The organism is Azospirillum doebereinerae (assembly GCF_003989665.1).
Taxonomy (GTDB): Bacteria; Pseudomonadota; Alphaproteobacteria; order Azospirillales; family Azospirillaceae; genus Azospirillum; species Azospirillum doebereinerae.
In genome coordinates this window covers 141,793-159,031 of the sequence record NZ_RZIJ01000010.1, presented here as the reverse complement: position 1 = coordinate 159,031, position 17,239 = coordinate 141,793, and the positions used below count along the sequence as shown (strand labels likewise).

The window sequence follows — 17,239 nt, the reverse complement described above, 5'->3', positions numbered from 1 at the left end:
CCGGCCCCAAGCCCGCCGGCGGGGAATCACGAACACGGAGCCGCCTCCAGCAGGTGAAGGCAGGCGGCCTCCACCGCCCGCGCCAGCCCGGCCGCGTCCCCCAACGGACCGTCGCGCATGCGGCGGCGCAGTTCCAGCCGCAGTTCGGCGCGACGCGGCGCGTCGGCGGCGAGGCTTGCGGCGATCTCCCGGTAGTCCTGAAGGGTCGGTGCGATCAGGTCCGTCAGCCCGACGCGGGTCAACAGCGCGACTCCCACCCGCGCGGCGTGCCGCCCGCCCGCCAGCGTCACCACCGGCACCCCCATCCACAGCGCCTCGCAGGTCGTGGTGGTGCCGTTGTAGGGAAAAGGGTCGAGGCCGACGTCGATCCGGCTGTACAACGCCAGGTGATCGGCCCGGTTGGCGGTCCACCCCAGGAATTCGAGGCGGTCGGGCGCCACCCCATGGGCGATGAAGCGTGCGCGGAGATCCTCGCGGACCGCCGGGTCGCCCAACCCGGAGCTTTTCAGCAGAAGCCGGGAATCCGGCACGGCCGACAGGATGCCGGCCCAGGCCTCGACCACGGCCCTTGTCAGCTTGCCCAACGCATTGAACGACCCGAAGGTGACCGTTGTCCCTTGCCCGCTTCGTGGTTGCGGATCGGGTGCATCCTCCGGCGGGCGGTAGCGGAGGAAACCGTCGGGCAGATAAACCGGCCCCTCCGAACTCCGGTCCCGGCTGTCCGGCGGTTCGATGATCGGATCGGCGAGCCGGCCTTCGAGCGGCAGCCCAGTCGTGCCGGGATAGCCGATGGCCGTCAGCCGCACCGGTGCGGGCGCCAGCGCCAACACGCCGAGGCGGTTCCCCCCTGTGTGTCCGCCCAAATCGATCAACGCGTCGATCCCATCGGCCCGGATCAGCGCGGCCAGAGCCTCGTCGCCGAGCCCGGCCACGTCACGCCACTCATCCGCCAGCGCTTGCAGCCGGACGGTCGTCGGGTCGGGACGGCGGGCCGCGGCGTAGCAGACGGTGTGAACAACCCGCCGGTCGTGCGCCGCCAGCAGGGATTCGAAGAAGGCCATCACCGAATGGGCGCGGAAATCGGCGGACAGGTAGCCGATGCGCAGAAGCTTGCCGGATGCTTCTCTCCTGGAGGGGAGGGGACGCGTGCCGGGTGGCGGAGCGTGCAGTTGATTCCAGCGCCGATGCTCCGCCAGCAGAACGCGCCAATCGGAAGCGGGATCGCTCTGCTGGATCAGCAACCGATTGCTGTGCAGAGCAGGAGGCAGGGCCGGCGTGACGGCGATCATGCGGCGGAGGACCATCATCGCCCGTTCGGGATGACCGGAGGCGTGGAGGGAGCGGGCCAGAAGATCCAGCGCCGCGGGATAGTCGGAGCGCAGGCGCAGCGCCCGCCGGCTGCCGATCCCGGCGTCGCTGGGGCGCCCAAGGTCGAGCCAGCCTTGCGCCCGGTTGACCCATGCCTCGGCCATGCCCGGGTCGAGGGCCAGCGCGCGCGCCGTCGCCGGATCGCCGGATCGTCCCAGGTCGCGCAGGGCGAGCGCCCGTCCGTTGTGTCCGACGGAGCATTCGGGATGCCGGGCCAGGGCCTCGTCGAAGGCCGTCAGCGCGCCGGCCGGATCGCCCGACGCCAACAGGGCCGTAGCGACATCGAGCGCGCCCCCGACCCGTTCCGGCTCGACGCGGGCCGCGATGCGAAAAGCGGCGGTGGCGGCGCGAGGATCCGTCGGCATCAGCAGGAGGCCAAGATTCCGCGCGGCGCCCGGCGAGGCGGGAGCGATCGCCAACGCGGCCCGGTAGGCGAGGGCGGCCGCCCGCCGGTCGCCCAGATCGCGCAGCGCGTTGGCATGGTTGAAATGCGCCTCCTCCAGAAACGGAGACAGGCGCGTGGCCTCCCTGTAGGCGGTCACGGCCTTGTGAAGATGGCCGGCTTCATGGAGGGCGACGCCAAAATTGTAACGCAAGGTCCCGTCCGCCGGCCGCAGCCCGGCCAGCGCCCGCCAAGGGCCGACCGTCGCGGCGGTTCCCTCCTCATGCGCGGCGGCGGCGGCCAAGGCGGCCCACAGATCGTCCCGCGCCGGCTCCAGCGCCAAGGTCAACCGCAGCGCATCGGCACTCGGCATTCCCGACGCGGCGAGCGCCGTCACATGGTTGAGGCGCAGGTCGTTGCGGTCGGGCGCGTGACGGACCGCCGTGGCAAGGCGCTTGCGGGCCTCGGCCAGCCGTCCGGCCCTCGCGGCGGCCAGCCCGGCGAGATGCCAAGCGTCCGCCTGTTTTGGAGCCGCGCTCAGAATACGGCGGCACAACGTTTCGGTTTTGGAGAGCCGGCCGGCTTCCAGATGCTCCAACGCCGCCAGCAGCGCCTTCCCGATGGCGGCCATGCTCTCCCTCCTTCTTTCAGAGCCCATCGCAGGTGACGCGCCAAGCCGCCTCCTGCCATGAGGAGTCGGGCGTATCGATCCGGGTGAGACCCGGCGTGGAGTCGCCGCGTTCGTCCGGCAGGGCCAGCGTGTTGATGGACACCAAGCCGGGGAACGGGGTGCCAACCCGTCCCTTCCGGTTGGCCGGGTTGAAGACGGGCGCGATGTGCCACCACAGGCGATAGCCAAGCGGCATCAGCCGGGTCGCGGCATCGCGCTGCGCTCCATCTCCGGCGATGCGGAAATAGAAGGCGGGGCGATGCCGGGCGGCGATTTCCAGGATGAGAGGGTCCAGCGCGGCGTCGGCGCTGGCCAGCGTCGCCCGCACCAGATCGACGCGCCCGTGCGATGGCGGCCGTGAGACCGCTTCGGGCAGGGTCCGGCAGACGGCGATGGGAGCCTCTCCGTTCAACGCGAGACTGCGGACCAGACAGGCGAACAATCCGGGCGACGGCTCGACCGCCAGAATTTGCCCCCGAGGCCCGACGGCCTTCGCGAAGGCCAAGGCATGGGCGCCGATTCCGGCGCTGGCGTCCAACGCCATGCCGCCCGGTTTTAGGAAACGGGCGCACAGCGCGGTCTCGATCTCCAGCCACTCACCCAGAGTTTCGAGGGAGTCCCCGATATGCGGGGCGGCCGCCGGAAAGACGAGGCGGCCATGGCGTCCCGGCGCGTCGTCCAGTTCCGCCTCGATGGCCGCGCGGGTTTCCCACAGGCGGACGAGAGGGAACAGTTTGGCGCCGACATGGGAGTCGCCAGCCGCCATCGGTTCGGGAAAGGGCTGCCCCAGCGCGCCATGCAGGTCGTCGTGGACCAGGACGCGGCCGGCGATGCGCGGCCACAGCCATTCCGCCAGGAAATGCTGGTCGTCCCAGCGGCCGGAGCGGCTGGCCGTGAAGCGGTCGACTTGGGGCCGCAGCGGGGGCAGGTGGCCGGCCACTCCGCCCCACATGCCACCCATGACCGGCTCCATGTGCATGACATGGTCGCGCATGACGTGGAAGGGCAGCCCGGAGTCCAGCCACGCCCTCACCGCCGCGTGTTCCCGCGCGGTTGTCCGGGAATCGCAGTCCCGGCACAGGAAACGCCGGACCGTTGGATCGTCGGCGACGAAGAAGCGCCAAAACAGTCCCTGCCGGTCGGTGGAGGCGTTCGGCATCCCGACCAATTCGGCGCCCAGTGACGTCAGTTCCGCCAGGACATGCGCGGGGACCGAATCGTCGTGATAGAAGCGGCAGCGCCAGCCGGGCAGTTCTCTTGGAATGCGCCGCGCGTTCTCCAGCGCGCCGCCGCAGTAAAGCTCCAGCCGTCCCCACAGGCTGAAGCTCACCACGTCGAGCGTGCGTCCGGTCGTCGAGGCCGGCGGGAGGGTGACGGGCGGCACGGGTGAGGCAACCGCGTGCAGTTTGAGCGAAAGGGCACGGGTGGACCAGCGACGGGCTTCCTCCGGATCGCGGCCGTCGAACGCCGCCGCCAGCGCGTGGCATGGTTCCGGATTGTCCGGATCGAGGGCGCTGGCGCGCCGCAGGACGTTCAGCCGGGCGTCCGCCCGTCCGGTCCGCATCAGGGCGACACCGAGATTGTGCAGAAGCGGAGGCTCCGCCGGGCTCCAAGCCATCAGGCGCTCGCACAGCGCGACGGCCTCGGTGTCCCGACCGAGTTCGACCAGCGCCGTGGCCCGCGCAAAACCCAACTCGGGATCGAAGGGCATCAGGGCGGCGGCGGCCGTCAGATCCGCCAGTGCCGCCGCGTTTCGGCGCGCGTCCAGGTGGGCGCGGCCACGCTCGAACAGCAGCAGGCCGAGCTTTGAGCCATCGGTTCCTGGAACGAGGCGATGAGCACGCCTCAGAGCGGCGATGGCGTCGTCGGCCCTCCCGTTCCGGCGTTCCGCCGTGCCCAGCAACTCCCAGGCCGGCGCGTCGGCGGGAGCGAGCGCGACGATGCGGCGGCAACCCGCCAAGGCATCGTTCCAGTCGTCCGCTCCGGCGTCGATCTTCGCCAGATTGGCGTGGGCGGCCACAAGGTCCGGTTCCTGGGCCAGCGCCCGCACCAACAGGCCACGGGCGTCGGCGAAGCGACCCTGCTGGCACAGCAATGTGCCGGCGAAGTAAAGCGTGCGGGCGTGCTCGGGATCGACGGACAGGATCCGGCCGTACAGCGTGGCGGCCTCATCCAGTCGACCGGCACCGTGCAAATCCAGGGCGGCTTTGAGCGCTTCGGTGATGCTTGCCATGGGGTGGATGCGTACTCTCCGACAGAGGTACGACGATAGCGCAACAAATTGTTCAGTGTCGCCATCAAAAGACCGGTCCGACTCGCTGTAACCGTTGGAAAGCCTGGATTGGTTGAATTTTCCGAGGCGTGCGCACGCTCTCGGTCGCGGCCTTTTCCCGGGACACCCGCATCCGTTGATGGCGAGGAATTCGGGGGTGCGATCATGCCGGTTTCAGGCCATGTCGCCGCATCGAAGGGCGCTCCGGCCAGACGAAAAAAGGCGCCCCCGCGAAGAGGGCGCCCTTTCGGCATCCGGAGGACCGGAGGAGTGTCTTACTTCGCGTTCGCCATGGCGATGGCGGTGTCGCTCATCCGGTTGGAGAAGCCCCACTCGTTGTCGTACCAGGTCATGATGCGGACGAAGTTGCCGTCGATCACCTTGGTCTCGTTCAGCGCGAAGATCGAGCTGCTCGGGTCGTGGTTGAAATCGGTCGACACGAGGTCTTCGCTGTAGGCGGTCAGGATGCCCTTCAGCGGGCCTTCGGCGGCGGCGTCGCTGATGGCCTTGCTGATTTCCTCCACCGTGGTGGCGCGCTTGGTGTTGAACTTGAAGTCCACCACCGAGACGTTGGGCGAGGGCACGCGGATCGAGGTGCCGTCCAGCTTGCCCTTGAGTTCCGGCAGCACCTTGCCGACGGCCTTGGCGGCGCCGGTCGAGGTCGGGATCAGGTTCAAGGCCGCCGCGCGGGCGCGGTGCAGATCCTTGTGGTTGGTGTCGACGATGCGCTGGTCACCCGTGTAGGAGTGGATCGTCGTCATGAAGCCCTTTTCGATGCCGACCAGATTGTTCAGCACGAAGGCGACCGGCGCCAGGCAGTTGGTGGTGCAGGAGGCGTTGGAGACGATGCGGTGCTCGGCCTTCAACTGGTCGTGGTTCACGCCGTAGACGACGGTGATGTCCTCGTCGGTCGCCGGGGCGGAGATCAGCACCTTCTCGGCGCCCGCTTCCAGGTGCTTGGCGGCGTCGGCGCGCTTGGTGAAGATGCCCGAGCATTCCATGGCGATCTGGATGTTCAGATCCTTCCAGGGCAGCTTGGCGGGATCACGCTCCTGCACGACCTTGATTTCGTGGCCGTTGACGATCAGGACGCCGTCGCGGGTCTCGATGGTGCCGGGGAAGCGGCCATGGACGCTGTCATACTTCAGCAGATGCGCGTTGGCGTGCAAGTCGGCGAGGTCGTTGATCGCCACGACTTCCACATCGGTGCGGCCGCTCTCGTAGATGGCGCGCAGAACCAGACGGCCGATGCGGCCAAAACCGTTGATCGCTACCCGAACAGCCATGTCTTCCTCCAGTTTGGAATCGAGGGCGTCCAGATCGGCCGGACGCCCCTTTCGCTTTTCTCAGAGACGCGCCTTGACGGCCGCGACGACCGCCTCGGCGGTGATGCCGAAGTGCTTGTAGAGTTCCTGGTAGGGCGCCGACTCGCCGAAGCCGGTCATGCCGACGAAGGCGCCCTTGTCGCCCAGCCAGCGGTCCCAGCCGAGACGGATCGCCGCCTCGACGCCGACGCGGACGCCAGTGCCGAGCACGGAGGCCTTGTACGCGTCGTCCTGCGCCGCGAAAAGCTCCCAACTCGGCATAGACACGACGGCGGTGCCTACGCCTTCGGCCTGAAGCGCCTTGCGGGCCTCCATGGCGAGCGAGAGCTCCGAGCCGGTGGCGAGGATGGTCGCCTTGCGCTCGCCCTCGGCTTCGGCCAGCACGTAGGCGCCGCGCGCGCTGCGGTTCTCGGCGGTGTGCTCGGTGCGTAGCGTGGGGACGTTCTGGCGGGTCAGCGCCAGCACCGACGGGGTGCCGGTCGCCTCAAGGGCGATCTGCCAGCACTCGGCGGTCTCCACCGCGTCGCCGGGGCGCAGGACCAGCAGGTTCGGGATGGCGCGCAGCGCGGCCAGATGCTCGACCGGCTGGTGGGTCGGACCGTCCTCGCCCAGCCCGATCGAGTCGTGGGTCATCACGAAGATCGTGCGCTGCTTCATCAGCGCGGCCAGACGGATCGCCGGACGGCAATAGTCGGCGAACTGCATGAAGGTGCCGCCGTAGGGGATCACGCCGCCGTGCAGCGCCATGCCGTTCATGACGGTGGCCATGCCGTGCTCGCGCACGCCGTAGCGCATGTAGCGGCCGTTGAAGTCGCCACGGCCCTTCACGTCGGCGGTGTTCTTCGCCTTGGTGTTGTTCGAGGGGGTCAGGTCGGCGGAGCCGCCGATCATCTCCGGGATTGCCGGGACCAGCGCGTCCAGCACGTTGCCCGAGGCGACGCGGGTCGCCCAGCTCGGCTTGTCGGCGCTGATCTTCTCCTTCAGCGCGACGATGGCGTCGGTCAGCCCGGCGGGGACGCCACGGTCGACGGCTTGGGTGAACTGCTTGGCGACGGCGGCGTCGAGACCGGCGAAGCGCTCGGTCCAGGCCTGGAAGGCGCCGGCGCTGCGGGTGCCGGCGGCGCGCCAAGCGGACAGCACGTCGTCGGGAACGACGAAGGGCTCATGGGTCCAGCCGATGGCCTCGCGGGTCGCGGCGACCTCGTCGGCGCCCAGCGGCGAGCCGTGGCAGCCGTGGGTGTTGGCCTTGTTGGGCGCGCCCTTGCCGATGATGGTGCGGCAGGCGATCAGCGTCGGCTTGTCGGCGGAGGTCTGCGCCTCGGCGATGGCCTTGGCGATGGCGTCGGTGTCGTGGCCGTCGACCGAGATTGTGTTCCAGCCGTAGGACCGGAAGCGCGCTGGGGTGTCGTCGGTGAAGCTGAGGTCGGTCGAGCCGTCGATGGAGATGTGGTTGTCGTCCCACAGCACGATCAGGCGGTTGAGGCCGAGATGGCCGGCCAGCGAGCAGGCCTCGTGGCTGACGCCCTCCATCAGGTCGCCGTCCGAGGCGATGACGTAGGTGAAGTGATCGACCAGATCGTCGCCGAAGCGGGCGTTGGTGATCCGCTCGGCCAGCGCCATGCCGACGGCGGTGGAGACGCCCTGGCCCAGCGGACCGGTCGTCATCTCGATGCCGAGGGAGGGATCGACCTCCGGGTGGCCGGGGGTCAGGCTGCCGAGCTGGCGGAAGTTGCGCAGCTGGTCGACGCTCATCCGCTCGTAGCCGGTCAGGTAGGCCAGCGAGTAGATGAGCATCGAGCCGTGGCCGGCCGACAGCACGAAGCGGTCGCGGTCGGCCCAGGTCGGGTTCTTCGGGTCGAACTTCAGGAACTTGGTGAACAGCACCGTCGCGACGTCGGCCATGCCCATCGGCATGCCCGGATGGCCGGACTTCGCGGCCTCGACCGCGTCCATGGCGAGGGCGCGGATCGCGCTGGCCATCGTGTGGAGGGAGGGCTGGGCGGAGGTCTCAGCGGACATCGGGGCGTTTTCCTGAAGGTCGGACGCGCGAAGGGGCGACGAGGCAACGGCAGATGCACGGGCGCCTGTCAAGGCTCCGTGAAACGCGCGCACCATGCAGAAGCCTAGGCCCAAGGTCAACATGCGAATGGGAGGGGGCAGGCCCGGCGGACCGGGGTGGGATCGGTGTGCGGAAGGGGCGGGTCCATCGGCCGCACCGGATTTGCCGTTGACGGTTCCGGCCCCCGGCCCCACCTTTACCACTTCCGCGTCAGAACGACGCGTGCGGGACGCCCATTTGGTTCGAAGGTCTTCGCTGTATGGATTCGCTGAAAGCGGCGCTGTCGCGCTTGGGCAAGGCGGTGGATCGCCTGGAACACGCGGCCTTGGCCCGCGAGGAACGCATCGCCCGGCGCGACGGGGAACTGACCCGCGCGCTCGACACCGCGCGCGCCGAACGGGCCACCGCCCAGGCCACCGCCGAGGCCGTGTCGCAACGGCTGGAGGTGGCCATTGCCCGGCTCGAACAGGTGCTGGAGAACTGACGCATGGCCCAGGTCGACATCGATGTGAACGGACGCGCCTACCGCATGCTGTGCGAGGACGGGCAGGAGGGGCGGCTGCGCGAGTTGGCTGCCTACGTGGACGGCCGTCTGAAGCAGCTGACCGGCGGCGGCAAGAGCGGTTCGGAGGCTCAGATGATGCTGATGACCTGTCTCGTCCTGGCCGACGAACTTCAGGACGTGATGGCCGGGCGCGGCATCCCCGTCACCCCCGGAATCGACGAGGCGGAGGTGGCGTCGGGCATCGATCACGTCGCCCAACGCATCGAAGAGGTTGCCGCGCGGCTCGAACGCGCCTAGATTGGTAAACGGAAGGATGCTGCCTGGTTCGACAGGCTGCAATAATCCCCAGGGCCGATAACCTTGATCTCTAGGGAGCTGTCCCTGTCCGGACCCTTGGTCCGGATACATGGCGCCCACCTGCTCATGCAGGCCATGGAGGATAGGCATATGGCCACCGGCCGAGGCGGCGCCTTCCACCCTCTCTTTTTTCCTGATTCCCCGCGACGATGACCGACCCGTACGGCAAGGGCGCCGCCCGCATCCAGGCGCGCGCCGTGCGCGACGCCATCGCCGATCCCGATACCCGCGCGCGCGCCGCGCTGGCGATCCGCGAGCGGGTGACGGCGCTGCCGCTGCCGGATGGCGCGGTTGGGGGCTACTGGCCGTTCGGATCGGAACTCGACGCGCGGCCGGCTTTGATCCATCTTAAGCGACTTGGGCGAAGCGTCGGGCTGCCGGTCTCCGGGCCGCGCGGCACGGCGCTGCTGTTCCGCGACTGGGATCCGGACGAGCTGCCGCTGCCGGGCCGCTACGGCATCCTGGAGCCGGGCGAGGGACGGGCGGTCTTGCTGCCCTCGGTGCTGCTGGTGCCGCTGCTGGCCTTCGACCGCACCGGGCATCGGCTGGGCTATGGGGCCGGCTATTACGACCGGACGCTCGACCTGTTGCGGGCGGCGGGGCCGGTGCTGGCGGTCGGCGTCGCCTTCGCGGCGCAGGAAATCGCGACGGTGCCCTGCGCGGAGCACGACGAGCGGCTGGATTGGATCGTGACGGAGCGCGAGACGCTCCGCATTGGGAAGTAAGGCGAAACGATGCGTATTCTGTTTTTCGGCGATGTGGTGGGCCGGGCCGGGCGCGACGCGGTGATCGCGCAGATGCCGGCCCTGCGCGAGCGGCTGGACCCGGACCTGACCGTGGTCAACGGCGAGAACGCCGCCGGCGGCTTCGGCGTGACCGTCAAGATCGCCGAGGAGTTCTTCGCCGCCGGCATCGACGTGGTGACGTTGGGCAACCACACTTGGGACCAGAAGGAACTGGTTGGCACCATCGAGCAGCAGCCGCGCATCGTCCGCCCGGTGAACTACCCGGAAGGCACGCCGGGGCGCGGCTTCGTGCTGTTGCAGGCGCGCGGCGGGCGCAAGGTGCTTGTGATCAATGTGCTGCTGCGCCTGTTCATGGAGCCGATGGACGACCCCTTCGCGGCGGTGGACCGGGTGCTGAAGGCGCATCGCCTCGGGGCCGGCGGCGTGGACGCGATCCTGGTCGACGTCCATGGCGAGGCGACCAGCGAGAAGATGATCATGGGCCATTTCTGCGACGGCCGCGCCTCGCTGGTGGTGGGCACCCACAGCCATGTCCCGACCGCCGACCATATCGTCCTGCCGAAGGGCACCGCCTACCAGACCGACGCGGGCATGTGCGGCGACTACGACAGCGTCATCGGCATGAAGAAGGAGGTCGCCATGGCGAAAATGGTGCGCAAGCTGCCGACCGAGCGCCTGACGCCGGCCGAGGGCGAGGGCACCGTCTGCGGCTGCTACGTGGAGACCGACGACCGCACCGGTCTGGCCGTCCGCATCGAGCCGTTGCGGCTGGGCGGGCGTCTGAGCCAGACGGTGCCGGAGCGGGGCCAGTAACGGGAGGTTGACCGGCGTGGCGCGGCGGCAACGCCGGACGGTCGATGCGGGGTGCGGCCAAGGCCACGCCGCAATCTCGCCATATTGACTTTCTAATCCGGTGGGTGTCGTCTCCCGCGCCGAAAGCGTGCGGCGGCGGCTCGGACCTGCTATCAGGTGTCGTTCGACCAACCGCCCGCCACCCCGACCCATCTCCCGAGGCTCGTTCGACCATGGCCGGTCATTCCCAGTTCAAGAACATCATGCACCGCAAGGGCGCGCAAGACGCCAAGCGGTCGAAGATCTTCAACAAGCTCGCCCGCGAGATCACCGTGGCGGCCAAGTCGGGCCTGCCCGACCCGGCGGCCAACCCGCGCCTGCGCGCCGCCATCCTGGCCGGACGCGCGCAGAACATGCCGCGCGACCGCATCGACCGCGCCATCAAGCAGGGCACGCCGGGCGGCGGCGACGACACGAACTACGAGGAGGTCCGTTACGAGGGCTACGGCCCCGGCGGCACCGCGCTGATCGTCGAGGCGCTGACCGACAACCGCAACCGCACCGCCTCGGAAGTGCGCTCCGCCTTCACCAAACACGGCGGCAGCCTGGGTGAGACCGGCTCGGTGAACTTCATGTTCAACCGCGTCGGCGCGATCTTCTACCCGGCCTCGGTGGCCGACGCCGACACGGTGTTCGAGGTCGCGCTGGAAGCCGGGGCTGACAACGTCGAATCCGACGAGAACGGCCATCAGATCACCAGCACGGTGGAGAGCTTCGGTGCCGTCCGCGACGCGCTGGAGGCCAAGTTCGGCGGGGCGGAGAGCGCGCGGCTGACTTGGCTGCCGCTGAACACGGTCGCCCCCAGCGAGGAGGCCGCCGCCAGTCTGCTGAAGCTGATCGATGTGCTGGAAGACAACGACGACGTCCAGGTGGTTGAGGGCAACTTCGACATCTCCGACGAGCTGATGCAGAAGCTGACCGCCTGATACCCAGGGGGTCGGACGAGCGGGAGACGGGTCGTGTTTGCGCAGGCCGGACGGAACGGGGTGGCATCGTCGCCTATGGCAGTCCGCCTGCTGGGGATCGACCCGGGCCTGCGCCACACCGGCTGGGGCATCATCGACGTGGCTGGCAACCGCCTGACCCACGTGGCCGACGGCGCCGTCCATTCCGACGCCAACTGCTCGTTGGCCGAACGGCTGGTGCAGATCCACGACGCCCTGTCGGCGGTGCTGGAGCAGTACCGTCCCGACGAGGCGGCGGTGGAGGAGACCTTCGTCAACGCCAACGCCGTTTCGACGCTGAAGCTGGGACAGGCCCGCGCGGTGGCGCTGCTGGTGCCGGCGCTGGCCGGTCTGGCGGTGGCGGAATACGCCAACAACATGGTGAAGAAGGCCGTCGTCGGGCAGGGCCGCGCGGAGAAGGCGCAGGTCCAGACGATGGTCCGCATGATGCTGCCGGGTTGCCAGATCGGCTCCCCCGACGCCGCCGACGCGCTCGCCGTGGCGATTTGCCACGCCCACCACCGGTCGAGCTGGGCCATGTGGCGGAAGGGCGAGGCGAAGGCGGTGTCCCTCTCCCGCCCCGGGAGAGGGAAGGGACCCGCCGAAGGCGGGGAGGGTGAGGGGCTATGGGCCGCGGCACCTCCCTCTCAAGCCAAACGCTATCCCACCCCACAGGAAACCGAGCGCGCCCGCATCCTGCGGCGCGACTCCACAGAAGTGGAAAAACTCCTGTGGCAGAAACTCCGCAACGCCCAGCTCGGCGCCAAATTCCGCCGCCAGGAGCCGATCTTCGGGTTCACCGTCGATTTCGTGTCGCACGACTGCCGTCTGATCATCGAACTTGACGGCGGCCAGCACGCCGAGCAGACCGCCGCCCACGACGCGCGTCGCACCAAGCTTCTGGAACAAGCCGGTTTCCGGCTGCTGCGCTTCTGGAACAACGACGTCGCCGACAACCTCGACGGCGTTCTTACCGCCATCAAGGCGCGGATCGACGAAACGCCGGTCCTGCGGCGGCCGGCCGCGACCGATAGCCCCTCACCCGGCCCTGCGGGCCACCCTCTCCCGGGGCGGGAGAGGGATCTGGAGGACGAACGCGCATGATCGCCAAGCTGACCGGCATCGTCGACTCCACCGGCACCGATTGGGTCGTGCTTGACGTCAACGGCGTCGGCTACCTGCTGTCCTGCTCCAACCGCACGCTGTCGCGCATGGCCGTGGGAGAGCGCGCCTCGCTGGTCGTCGAGACCTTCATCCGCGAGGAGCGCATCGTCCTGCACGGCTTCGGCGACCAGGGCGAGCGGGAGTGGTTCAAGTTGCTGACCACCATCCAGGGCGTCGGCGCCCGGCTGGCGCTGTCGATCCTCGGCATCCTCGACCCCGAGCAGCTGACCCGCGCCATCGCGTCGCAGGACAAGACCGCGCTGATCCGCGCCGATGGCGTCGGGCCGAAGGTGGCGGCGCGCATCCTCAACGAACTCAAGGACAAGGTCGGCAATCTGGCGCTCGGCCCCGCCGCCTCGGGCGGAACCCCCGTCAAGGGCGCGCCGGCCGGCGTTCCCGGCGCCAGCCCGGCCTTGGCCGACGCGGTGTCGGCGCTGGTCAACCTCGGCTATGGCCGCTCGGAGGCCTTCGGCGCGGTGGTCGCCGCCGGGCGCGTATTGGGCGACGGCGCGGGCGTGTCCGACCTCATCCGCCAGGGCCTCAAGGAGCTTAGCCAATGACCGGACCCACAACCGGCCCCGACCGGCTGGTCCAGCCGGGGCAGGGCAGCGGCGACGGCGGGGAGTCCTCCATCCGCCCCCTGTCGCTCGCCGAGTTCATCGGCCAGCGGCAGGCGCGCGAGAACCTGTCCATCTTCATCCAGGCAGCCCGCTCCCGCAACGAGGCGCTGGACCACGTCCTGCTGTTCGGCCCGCCGGGGCTGGGCAAGACGACGCTGGCGCAGATCGTCGCGCGCGAGCTGGGGGTCGGCTTCCGCGCGACCTCCGGCCCGGTCATTGCGCGGGCCGGCGATCTGGCCGCGCTGCTGACCAACCTCCAGCCGCACGACGTCCTCTTCATCGACGAGATTCACCGCCTTAATCCCGCCGTGGAAGAGGTGCTGTATCCCGCCATGGAAGACTTCCAGCTTGACCTGATCATTGGCGAGGGGCCCTCGGCGCGGTCGATCCGCATCGACCTGCCGCCCTTCACGCTGGTCGGCGCCACCACCCGCAGCGGCCTGATCACGCGCCCCTTGCGCGAGCGCTTCGGGATTCCGGTGCGGCTGCAATTCTACGAGCCGGACGAGTTGGAGCTGATCGTGCGTCGGGCCGCCGGGGTGCTGAACATGCTGATCACGCCCGAGGGCGCGCGCGAGATCGCCAACCGGGCGCGCGGTACGCCGCGCGTGTCGGGGCGGCTGCTGCGCCGGGTCCGCGACTTCGCCGCCGTCGCCGGGGTGCCGGAGGTCGACAAGCGCGTCGCCGACGCCGCCCTGACCCGGCTGGAGGTGGATCGCCTGGGCCTCGACAGCATGGACCGGCGCTACCTCGGCCTCGTGGCGACCAACTACGGCGGCGGGCCGGTCGGCGTCGAGACGCTGGGCGCGGCGCTCGGCGAGCAGCGCGACGTGCTGGAGGAGGTGGTCGAGCCCTACCTGATCCAGCAGGGTTTCCTTCAGCGGACGCCGCGCGGGCGCATGCTGACCGACCAGGGCTTCCGCTACCTCGGCCTCAACCCGCCGAGCGCGCCGGGCCGGCAGCTCGACATGCTCGACCGTCTGGCCGACGAGCCGGGGGAGGCCGACGATGAGTGAAGGTCCCTCGCTCTCCGGCTGGTTCGCGGAGGACGGCTCGCACCGCTACCCCTTGCGGGTCTATTACGAGGACACCGACGCGGGCGGCATCGTCTACCACGCCAACTACCTGCGTTTCGCCGAGCGGGCGCGGTCGGAGATGCTGACTCTGCTGGGCTTCCGCCAGACCGAGATGGCGAAGGGCGTCACGACGGGTTCGGACGTTGTCACAGGTGTGTCATTTGCGGTACGGCGCGCGACGATCGATTTTACCGCTCCGGCCAAGCTGGAGGATACGCTTGAAGTGGACACCCGGATCGCCGATATCCGCGGAGCCTCCTTCGCAGTTGCACAAATCATCCGGCGGGATGGACGCGCGCTCGTGCGCGCCGACCTCCAACTGGTGACGATCAACCCGGCCGGCCGGGCGGTGCGCCTGCCGGAGGCGGTGCGCGCGGCGATCGACGCCCTGCGGCGCCGCCAGAGCCCACACCCTGTTTTGACCACGCCAACCACAGCGCAAACGCGAGACTGACTGCGATGGATGCCCTGCAAACCGCCCAGCTGGCCGGCAACGCCGCCGCGACGGCCCATGAGATCACGCTTCTCGGCCTGTTCTGGCAGGCCGACGCGGTCGTCAAGCTCGTGATGATGATGCTCGTCGTCGCCTCGGTCTGGTGCTGGGCGATCATCATCGAGAAGCTGATGCGCATCCGCAAGCTGAACGCCCAGGCTGACGCCTTCGAGGAGGGGTTCTGGTCGGGCGGTTCGCTGGACGCGCTGTACGACCGCATCGGCCAGAACCCGGCCGACCCGATGGCCGCGACCTTCGCCGCCGGCATGCGCGAATGGCGCCACGCCGCCGACCGTGGAATCGCCGGCACCATGAAGGGCTCGCTCCAGCAGCGCGTCGAGCGGGTGATGTCGGTCACCATCGGCCGCGAGATGGCGCGGGCCGAGCGTTACATGACCTTCCTGGCCTCGGTCGGCTCGACGGCGCCCTTCATCGGGCTGTTCGGCACGGTGTGGGGCATCATGAACTCCTTCACCTCGATCGCCGGTTCGGGCAACACCAGCCTCGCCGTGGTGGCGCCGGGCATCGCGGAGGCGCTGTTCGCCACCGCCATGGGCCTGCTGGCCGCCATCCCGGCCGTGCTGTCCTACAACAAGTTCTCGACCGACCTGGGGCGCTACGCCGACCGTCTCGACACCTTCTCGGGCGAGTTCTCGGCGATCCTGTCGCGCCACCTCGAGGAGCGGGGAGCCGCCTGAACCATGGCCGGACAACTCGCAGGCAAATCCCATGGCCGCGGCAAGCGCCGCGGCTACCGGGCGATGGCCGAAATCAACATGACGCCCTTCATCGACGTCATGCTGGTGCTCCTGATCGTCTTCATGGTCGCCGCCCCGATGCTGACGGTCGGCGTGCCGGTCGACCTGCCCAAGACCAACGCGGCGCCGCTGGAGCAGCAGAAGGATCCGCTGTTCGTCACCGTGCAGACCGATGGACGCGTCTTCGTGCAGGAGACCCCGGTCGAGCTGGCCAACATGGTGCCGCTGCTGATCGCCGTGACCGAGAACAACCCGGAGGCCCGCATCCTGGTGCGCGGCGACGCCAAGATCGCCTACGGCAAGATGCTGGAGGTCATGGGCACCATGAGCGCCGCCGGCTTCAAGAAGGTCGGCCTCGTCGCCGAGATGCCGAGCGGCCCGAGCGCGCCGACGGCGCGCGTCGGCGCCAAGCCGGTGCGTTGAGGCGGGCGGAACGTTCATGCGCAAGCCCCTGATCGCCTCGGCCGTGCTGCACGTCGCGCTTGTCGCGCTGATGGTGCTCGGCATGCCGCCCAGCGATCGCAAGCTCGAAATCGCGTCGTCGATTCCCATCGAGATCGTCGAGATGGGGGAGGTCACCCAGGCCGCCCGCGTCGAGAAGGGCGAGCCCAAGCCGGCCACCGCCGCGCCGCGCCCGCCCGTGCCGGAGTCCAAGCCGGCGCCCCCGGCGCCGACCCCGCCCGACGACGAGGACGAACCGCCGCCTCCGCCCCCGCCGCCCACCAAGGCGCCGGAGCCGCCGAAGGTCGCCCAGGTGCCGCCGGCCCCGCGCGAGCCGACGCCGCCCAAGCCGGTTCCGACCCCGCCGCCACCCCCTCCGCCTCCGCCGCCCCCACCGCCGCCTCCCACCCCGGAGCCGGCGCCCGTTCCCACGCCCAAGCCGCCGGAGCCCAAGCCCGAGCCGAAGCCGGAACCGCCCAAGCCGCCCGAGCCCCCGAAGCCGGAGCCGCCCAAACCGGAACCGCCGAAGCCCGAGCCTCCCAAGCCGGAGCCGAAGAAGCCCGAGCCCCCGAAGCCCGAGCCGGCCAAACCGGAACCCGCCAAGCCCGAGCCGCCCAAGCAGCCGGCCAAGCCGGAGGTGGCGAAGGCCGAGCCGAAGAAGGACGCCCCGGCCAAGCCGACCGAGAAGACTCCGGCCAAGACCGACCCGCTGTCCGACCTGCTGTCGAACGTGGGCAAGCTGAAGCCGTCGGACGACCCGAAGGCGGACGGCAAGGCCTCGGCCAAGTCGGACAGCACGGCCAAGCCGACCAGCCAGAAATCCGCCTCGGCGGCTCCGGCGGGCGCGGCCAAGGCGGCGAACGGCCCCGACAAGCCGTTCAAGCCGTCGGGCCGGGCGCTGGACGCGATCCGCGGGCAACTCAGCAAGAACTGGAACTTCGACAGCGGCCGCAAGGACGCCAACTCGATGCAGATCGAGATCCATGTGGAGGTCGCCCGCGACCGTTCGGTGATCCAGGCCTACATCGACGAGAAGTACCGCTCGCGCTACATGACCGACGCCGCCTTCCGCGCGTCGGCGGACGCCGCCGTTCGCGCGGTCAAGCGGTCCAGCCCGCTCGACCTTCTGACCAGCGAGTTCACGGCCGACACCTACGAAAGCTGGCGTTACATCGTGTTCAATTTCGACCCGAGGGACATGTTCTGA

General features: G+C 69.6%; 15 protein-coding genes, 1 other RNA gene and 2 pseudogenes. 14 read left to right on the top strand and 4 right to left on the bottom strand.

The genetic code is table 11. The features are described from left to right. Nucleotides 1-26: 26 nt before the first annotated feature. The 4 genes from EJ913_RS14655 to tkt form a co-directional block, all read right to left on the bottom strand. Nucleotides 27-2,381, bottom strand: coding sequence for a tetratricopeptide repeat protein (locus tag EJ913_RS14655; protein WP_185909781.1), 2,355 nt, complete (start codon nt 2,379-2,381; stop codon nt 27-29). Between the two features lie 16 nt (nt 2,382-2,397). Continuing rightward, the gene (locus tag EJ913_RS14650) at nt 2,398-4,653 is read right to left on the bottom strand and encodes a tetratricopeptide repeat protein (protein ID WP_126999087.1); all 2,256 of its coding nucleotides are present in this window, start codon (nt 4,651-4,653) and stop codon (nt 2,398-2,400) included. A gap of 314 nt (nt 4,654-4,967) precedes the next feature. Then, nucleotides 4,968-5,978, bottom strand: coding sequence for a type I glyceraldehyde-3-phosphate dehydrogenase (gene gap, locus EJ913_RS14645; protein WP_126999085.1), 1,011 nt, complete (start codon nt 5,976-5,978; stop codon nt 4,968-4,970). A 60-nt stretch (nt 5,979-6,038) separates the two neighbouring features. Then, a complete protein-coding gene (gene tkt / locus EJ913_RS14640; protein ID WP_126999083.1) occupies nt 6,039-8,036 on the bottom strand; it encodes a transketolase in 1,998 nt (665 codons plus the stop codon). Between the two features lie 299 nt (nt 8,037-8,335). Here tkt and EJ913_RS14635 point away from each other — a divergent pair, with 299 nt between their 5' ends. The 14 genes and pseudogenes from EJ913_RS14635 to EJ913_RS14575 all read left to right on the top strand — a co-directional run bounded on the left by EJ913_RS14635 (nt 8,336) and on the right by EJ913_RS14575 (nt 17,239). Then, a complete protein-coding gene (locus EJ913_RS14635) occupies nt 8,336-8,560 on the top strand; it encodes a hypothetical protein (protein WP_126999081.1) in 225 nt (74 codons plus the stop codon). Between the two features lie 3 nt (nt 8,561-8,563). Beyond that, a complete protein-coding gene (locus tag EJ913_RS14630; protein ID WP_126999079.1) occupies nt 8,564-8,878 on the top strand; it encodes a cell division protein ZapA in 315 nt (104 codons plus the stop codon). 13 nt (nt 8,879-8,891) lie between these two features. Next, a non-coding RNA gene (gene ssrS / locus EJ913_RS14625) (6S RNA) lies at nt 8,892-9,055 on the top strand. A 32-nt stretch (nt 9,056-9,087) separates the two neighbouring features. Beyond that, nucleotides 9,088-9,663 (top strand): 5-formyltetrahydrofolate cyclo-ligase, encoded by a 576-nt coding sequence (locus EJ913_RS14620; RefSeq protein WP_126999077.1) that lies wholly within the window; start codon nt 9,088-9,090, stop codon nt 9,661-9,663. 9 nt (nt 9,664-9,672) lie between these two features. Continuing rightward, nucleotides 9,673-10,497, top strand: coding sequence for a TIGR00282 family metallophosphoesterase (locus EJ913_RS14615; protein ID WP_126999075.1), 825 nt, complete (start codon nt 9,673-9,675; stop codon nt 10,495-10,497). Nucleotides 10,498-10,709: 212 nt separating this feature from the next. Further along, nucleotides 10,710-11,462, top strand: coding sequence for a YebC/PmpR family DNA-binding transcriptional regulator (locus tag EJ913_RS14610; RefSeq protein ID WP_126999073.1), 753 nt, complete (start codon nt 10,710-10,712; stop codon nt 11,460-11,462). A gap of 75 nt (nt 11,463-11,537) precedes the next feature. After that, nucleotides 11,538-12,074, top strand: a pseudogene (gene ruvC / locus EJ913_RS32500) (crossover junction endodeoxyribonuclease RuvC); the annotation flags it as partial. 93 nt (nt 12,075-12,167) lie between these two features. Continuing rightward, nucleotides 12,168-12,584, top strand: a pseudogene (locus tag EJ913_RS32495) (endonuclease domain-containing protein); the annotation flags it as partial. Beyond that, nucleotides 12,581-13,204 (top strand): Holliday junction branch migration protein RuvA, encoded by a 624-nt coding sequence (ruvA, locus tag EJ913_RS14600; RefSeq protein WP_126999070.1) that lies wholly within the window; start codon nt 12,581-12,583, stop codon nt 13,202-13,204. The pseudogene EJ913_RS32495 and the gene ruvA, both read left to right, overlap by 4 nt. Then, entirely contained in the window at nt 13,201-14,280 is a 1,080-nt protein-coding gene (gene ruvB, locus EJ913_RS14595) for a Holliday junction branch migration DNA helicase RuvB (protein ID WP_126999068.1), read from the top strand. The genes ruvA and ruvB overlap by 4 nt, the downstream gene beginning before the upstream one ends. Beyond that, nucleotides 14,273-14,794 carry a YbgC/FadM family acyl-CoA thioesterase gene (locus EJ913_RS14590; protein ID WP_126999066.1) on the top strand — a complete coding sequence of 174 codons (522 nt, stop codon included), beginning with the start codon at nt 14,273-14,275 and terminating at the stop codon, nt 14,792-14,794. The genes ruvB and EJ913_RS14590 overlap by 8 nt, the downstream gene beginning before the upstream one ends. A 5-nt stretch (nt 14,795-14,799) precedes the next feature. Beyond that, entirely contained in the window at nt 14,800-15,531 is a 732-nt protein-coding gene (gene tolQ, locus EJ913_RS14585) for a protein TolQ (RefSeq protein ID WP_126999064.1), read from the top strand. Between the two features lie 3 nt (nt 15,532-15,534). Beyond that, the gene (locus tag EJ913_RS14580) at nt 15,535-16,014 is read left to right on the top strand and encodes an ExbD/TolR family protein (protein ID WP_126999062.1); all 480 of its coding nucleotides are present in this window, start codon (nt 15,535-15,537) and stop codon (nt 16,012-16,014) included. Between the two features lie 16 nt (nt 16,015-16,030). Next, on the top strand, nt 16,031-17,239 hold the full coding sequence (locus tag EJ913_RS14575) for a cell envelope integrity protein TolA (RefSeq protein ID WP_126999060.1): 1,209 nt from the start codon (nt 16,031-16,033) through the stop codon (nt 17,237-17,239).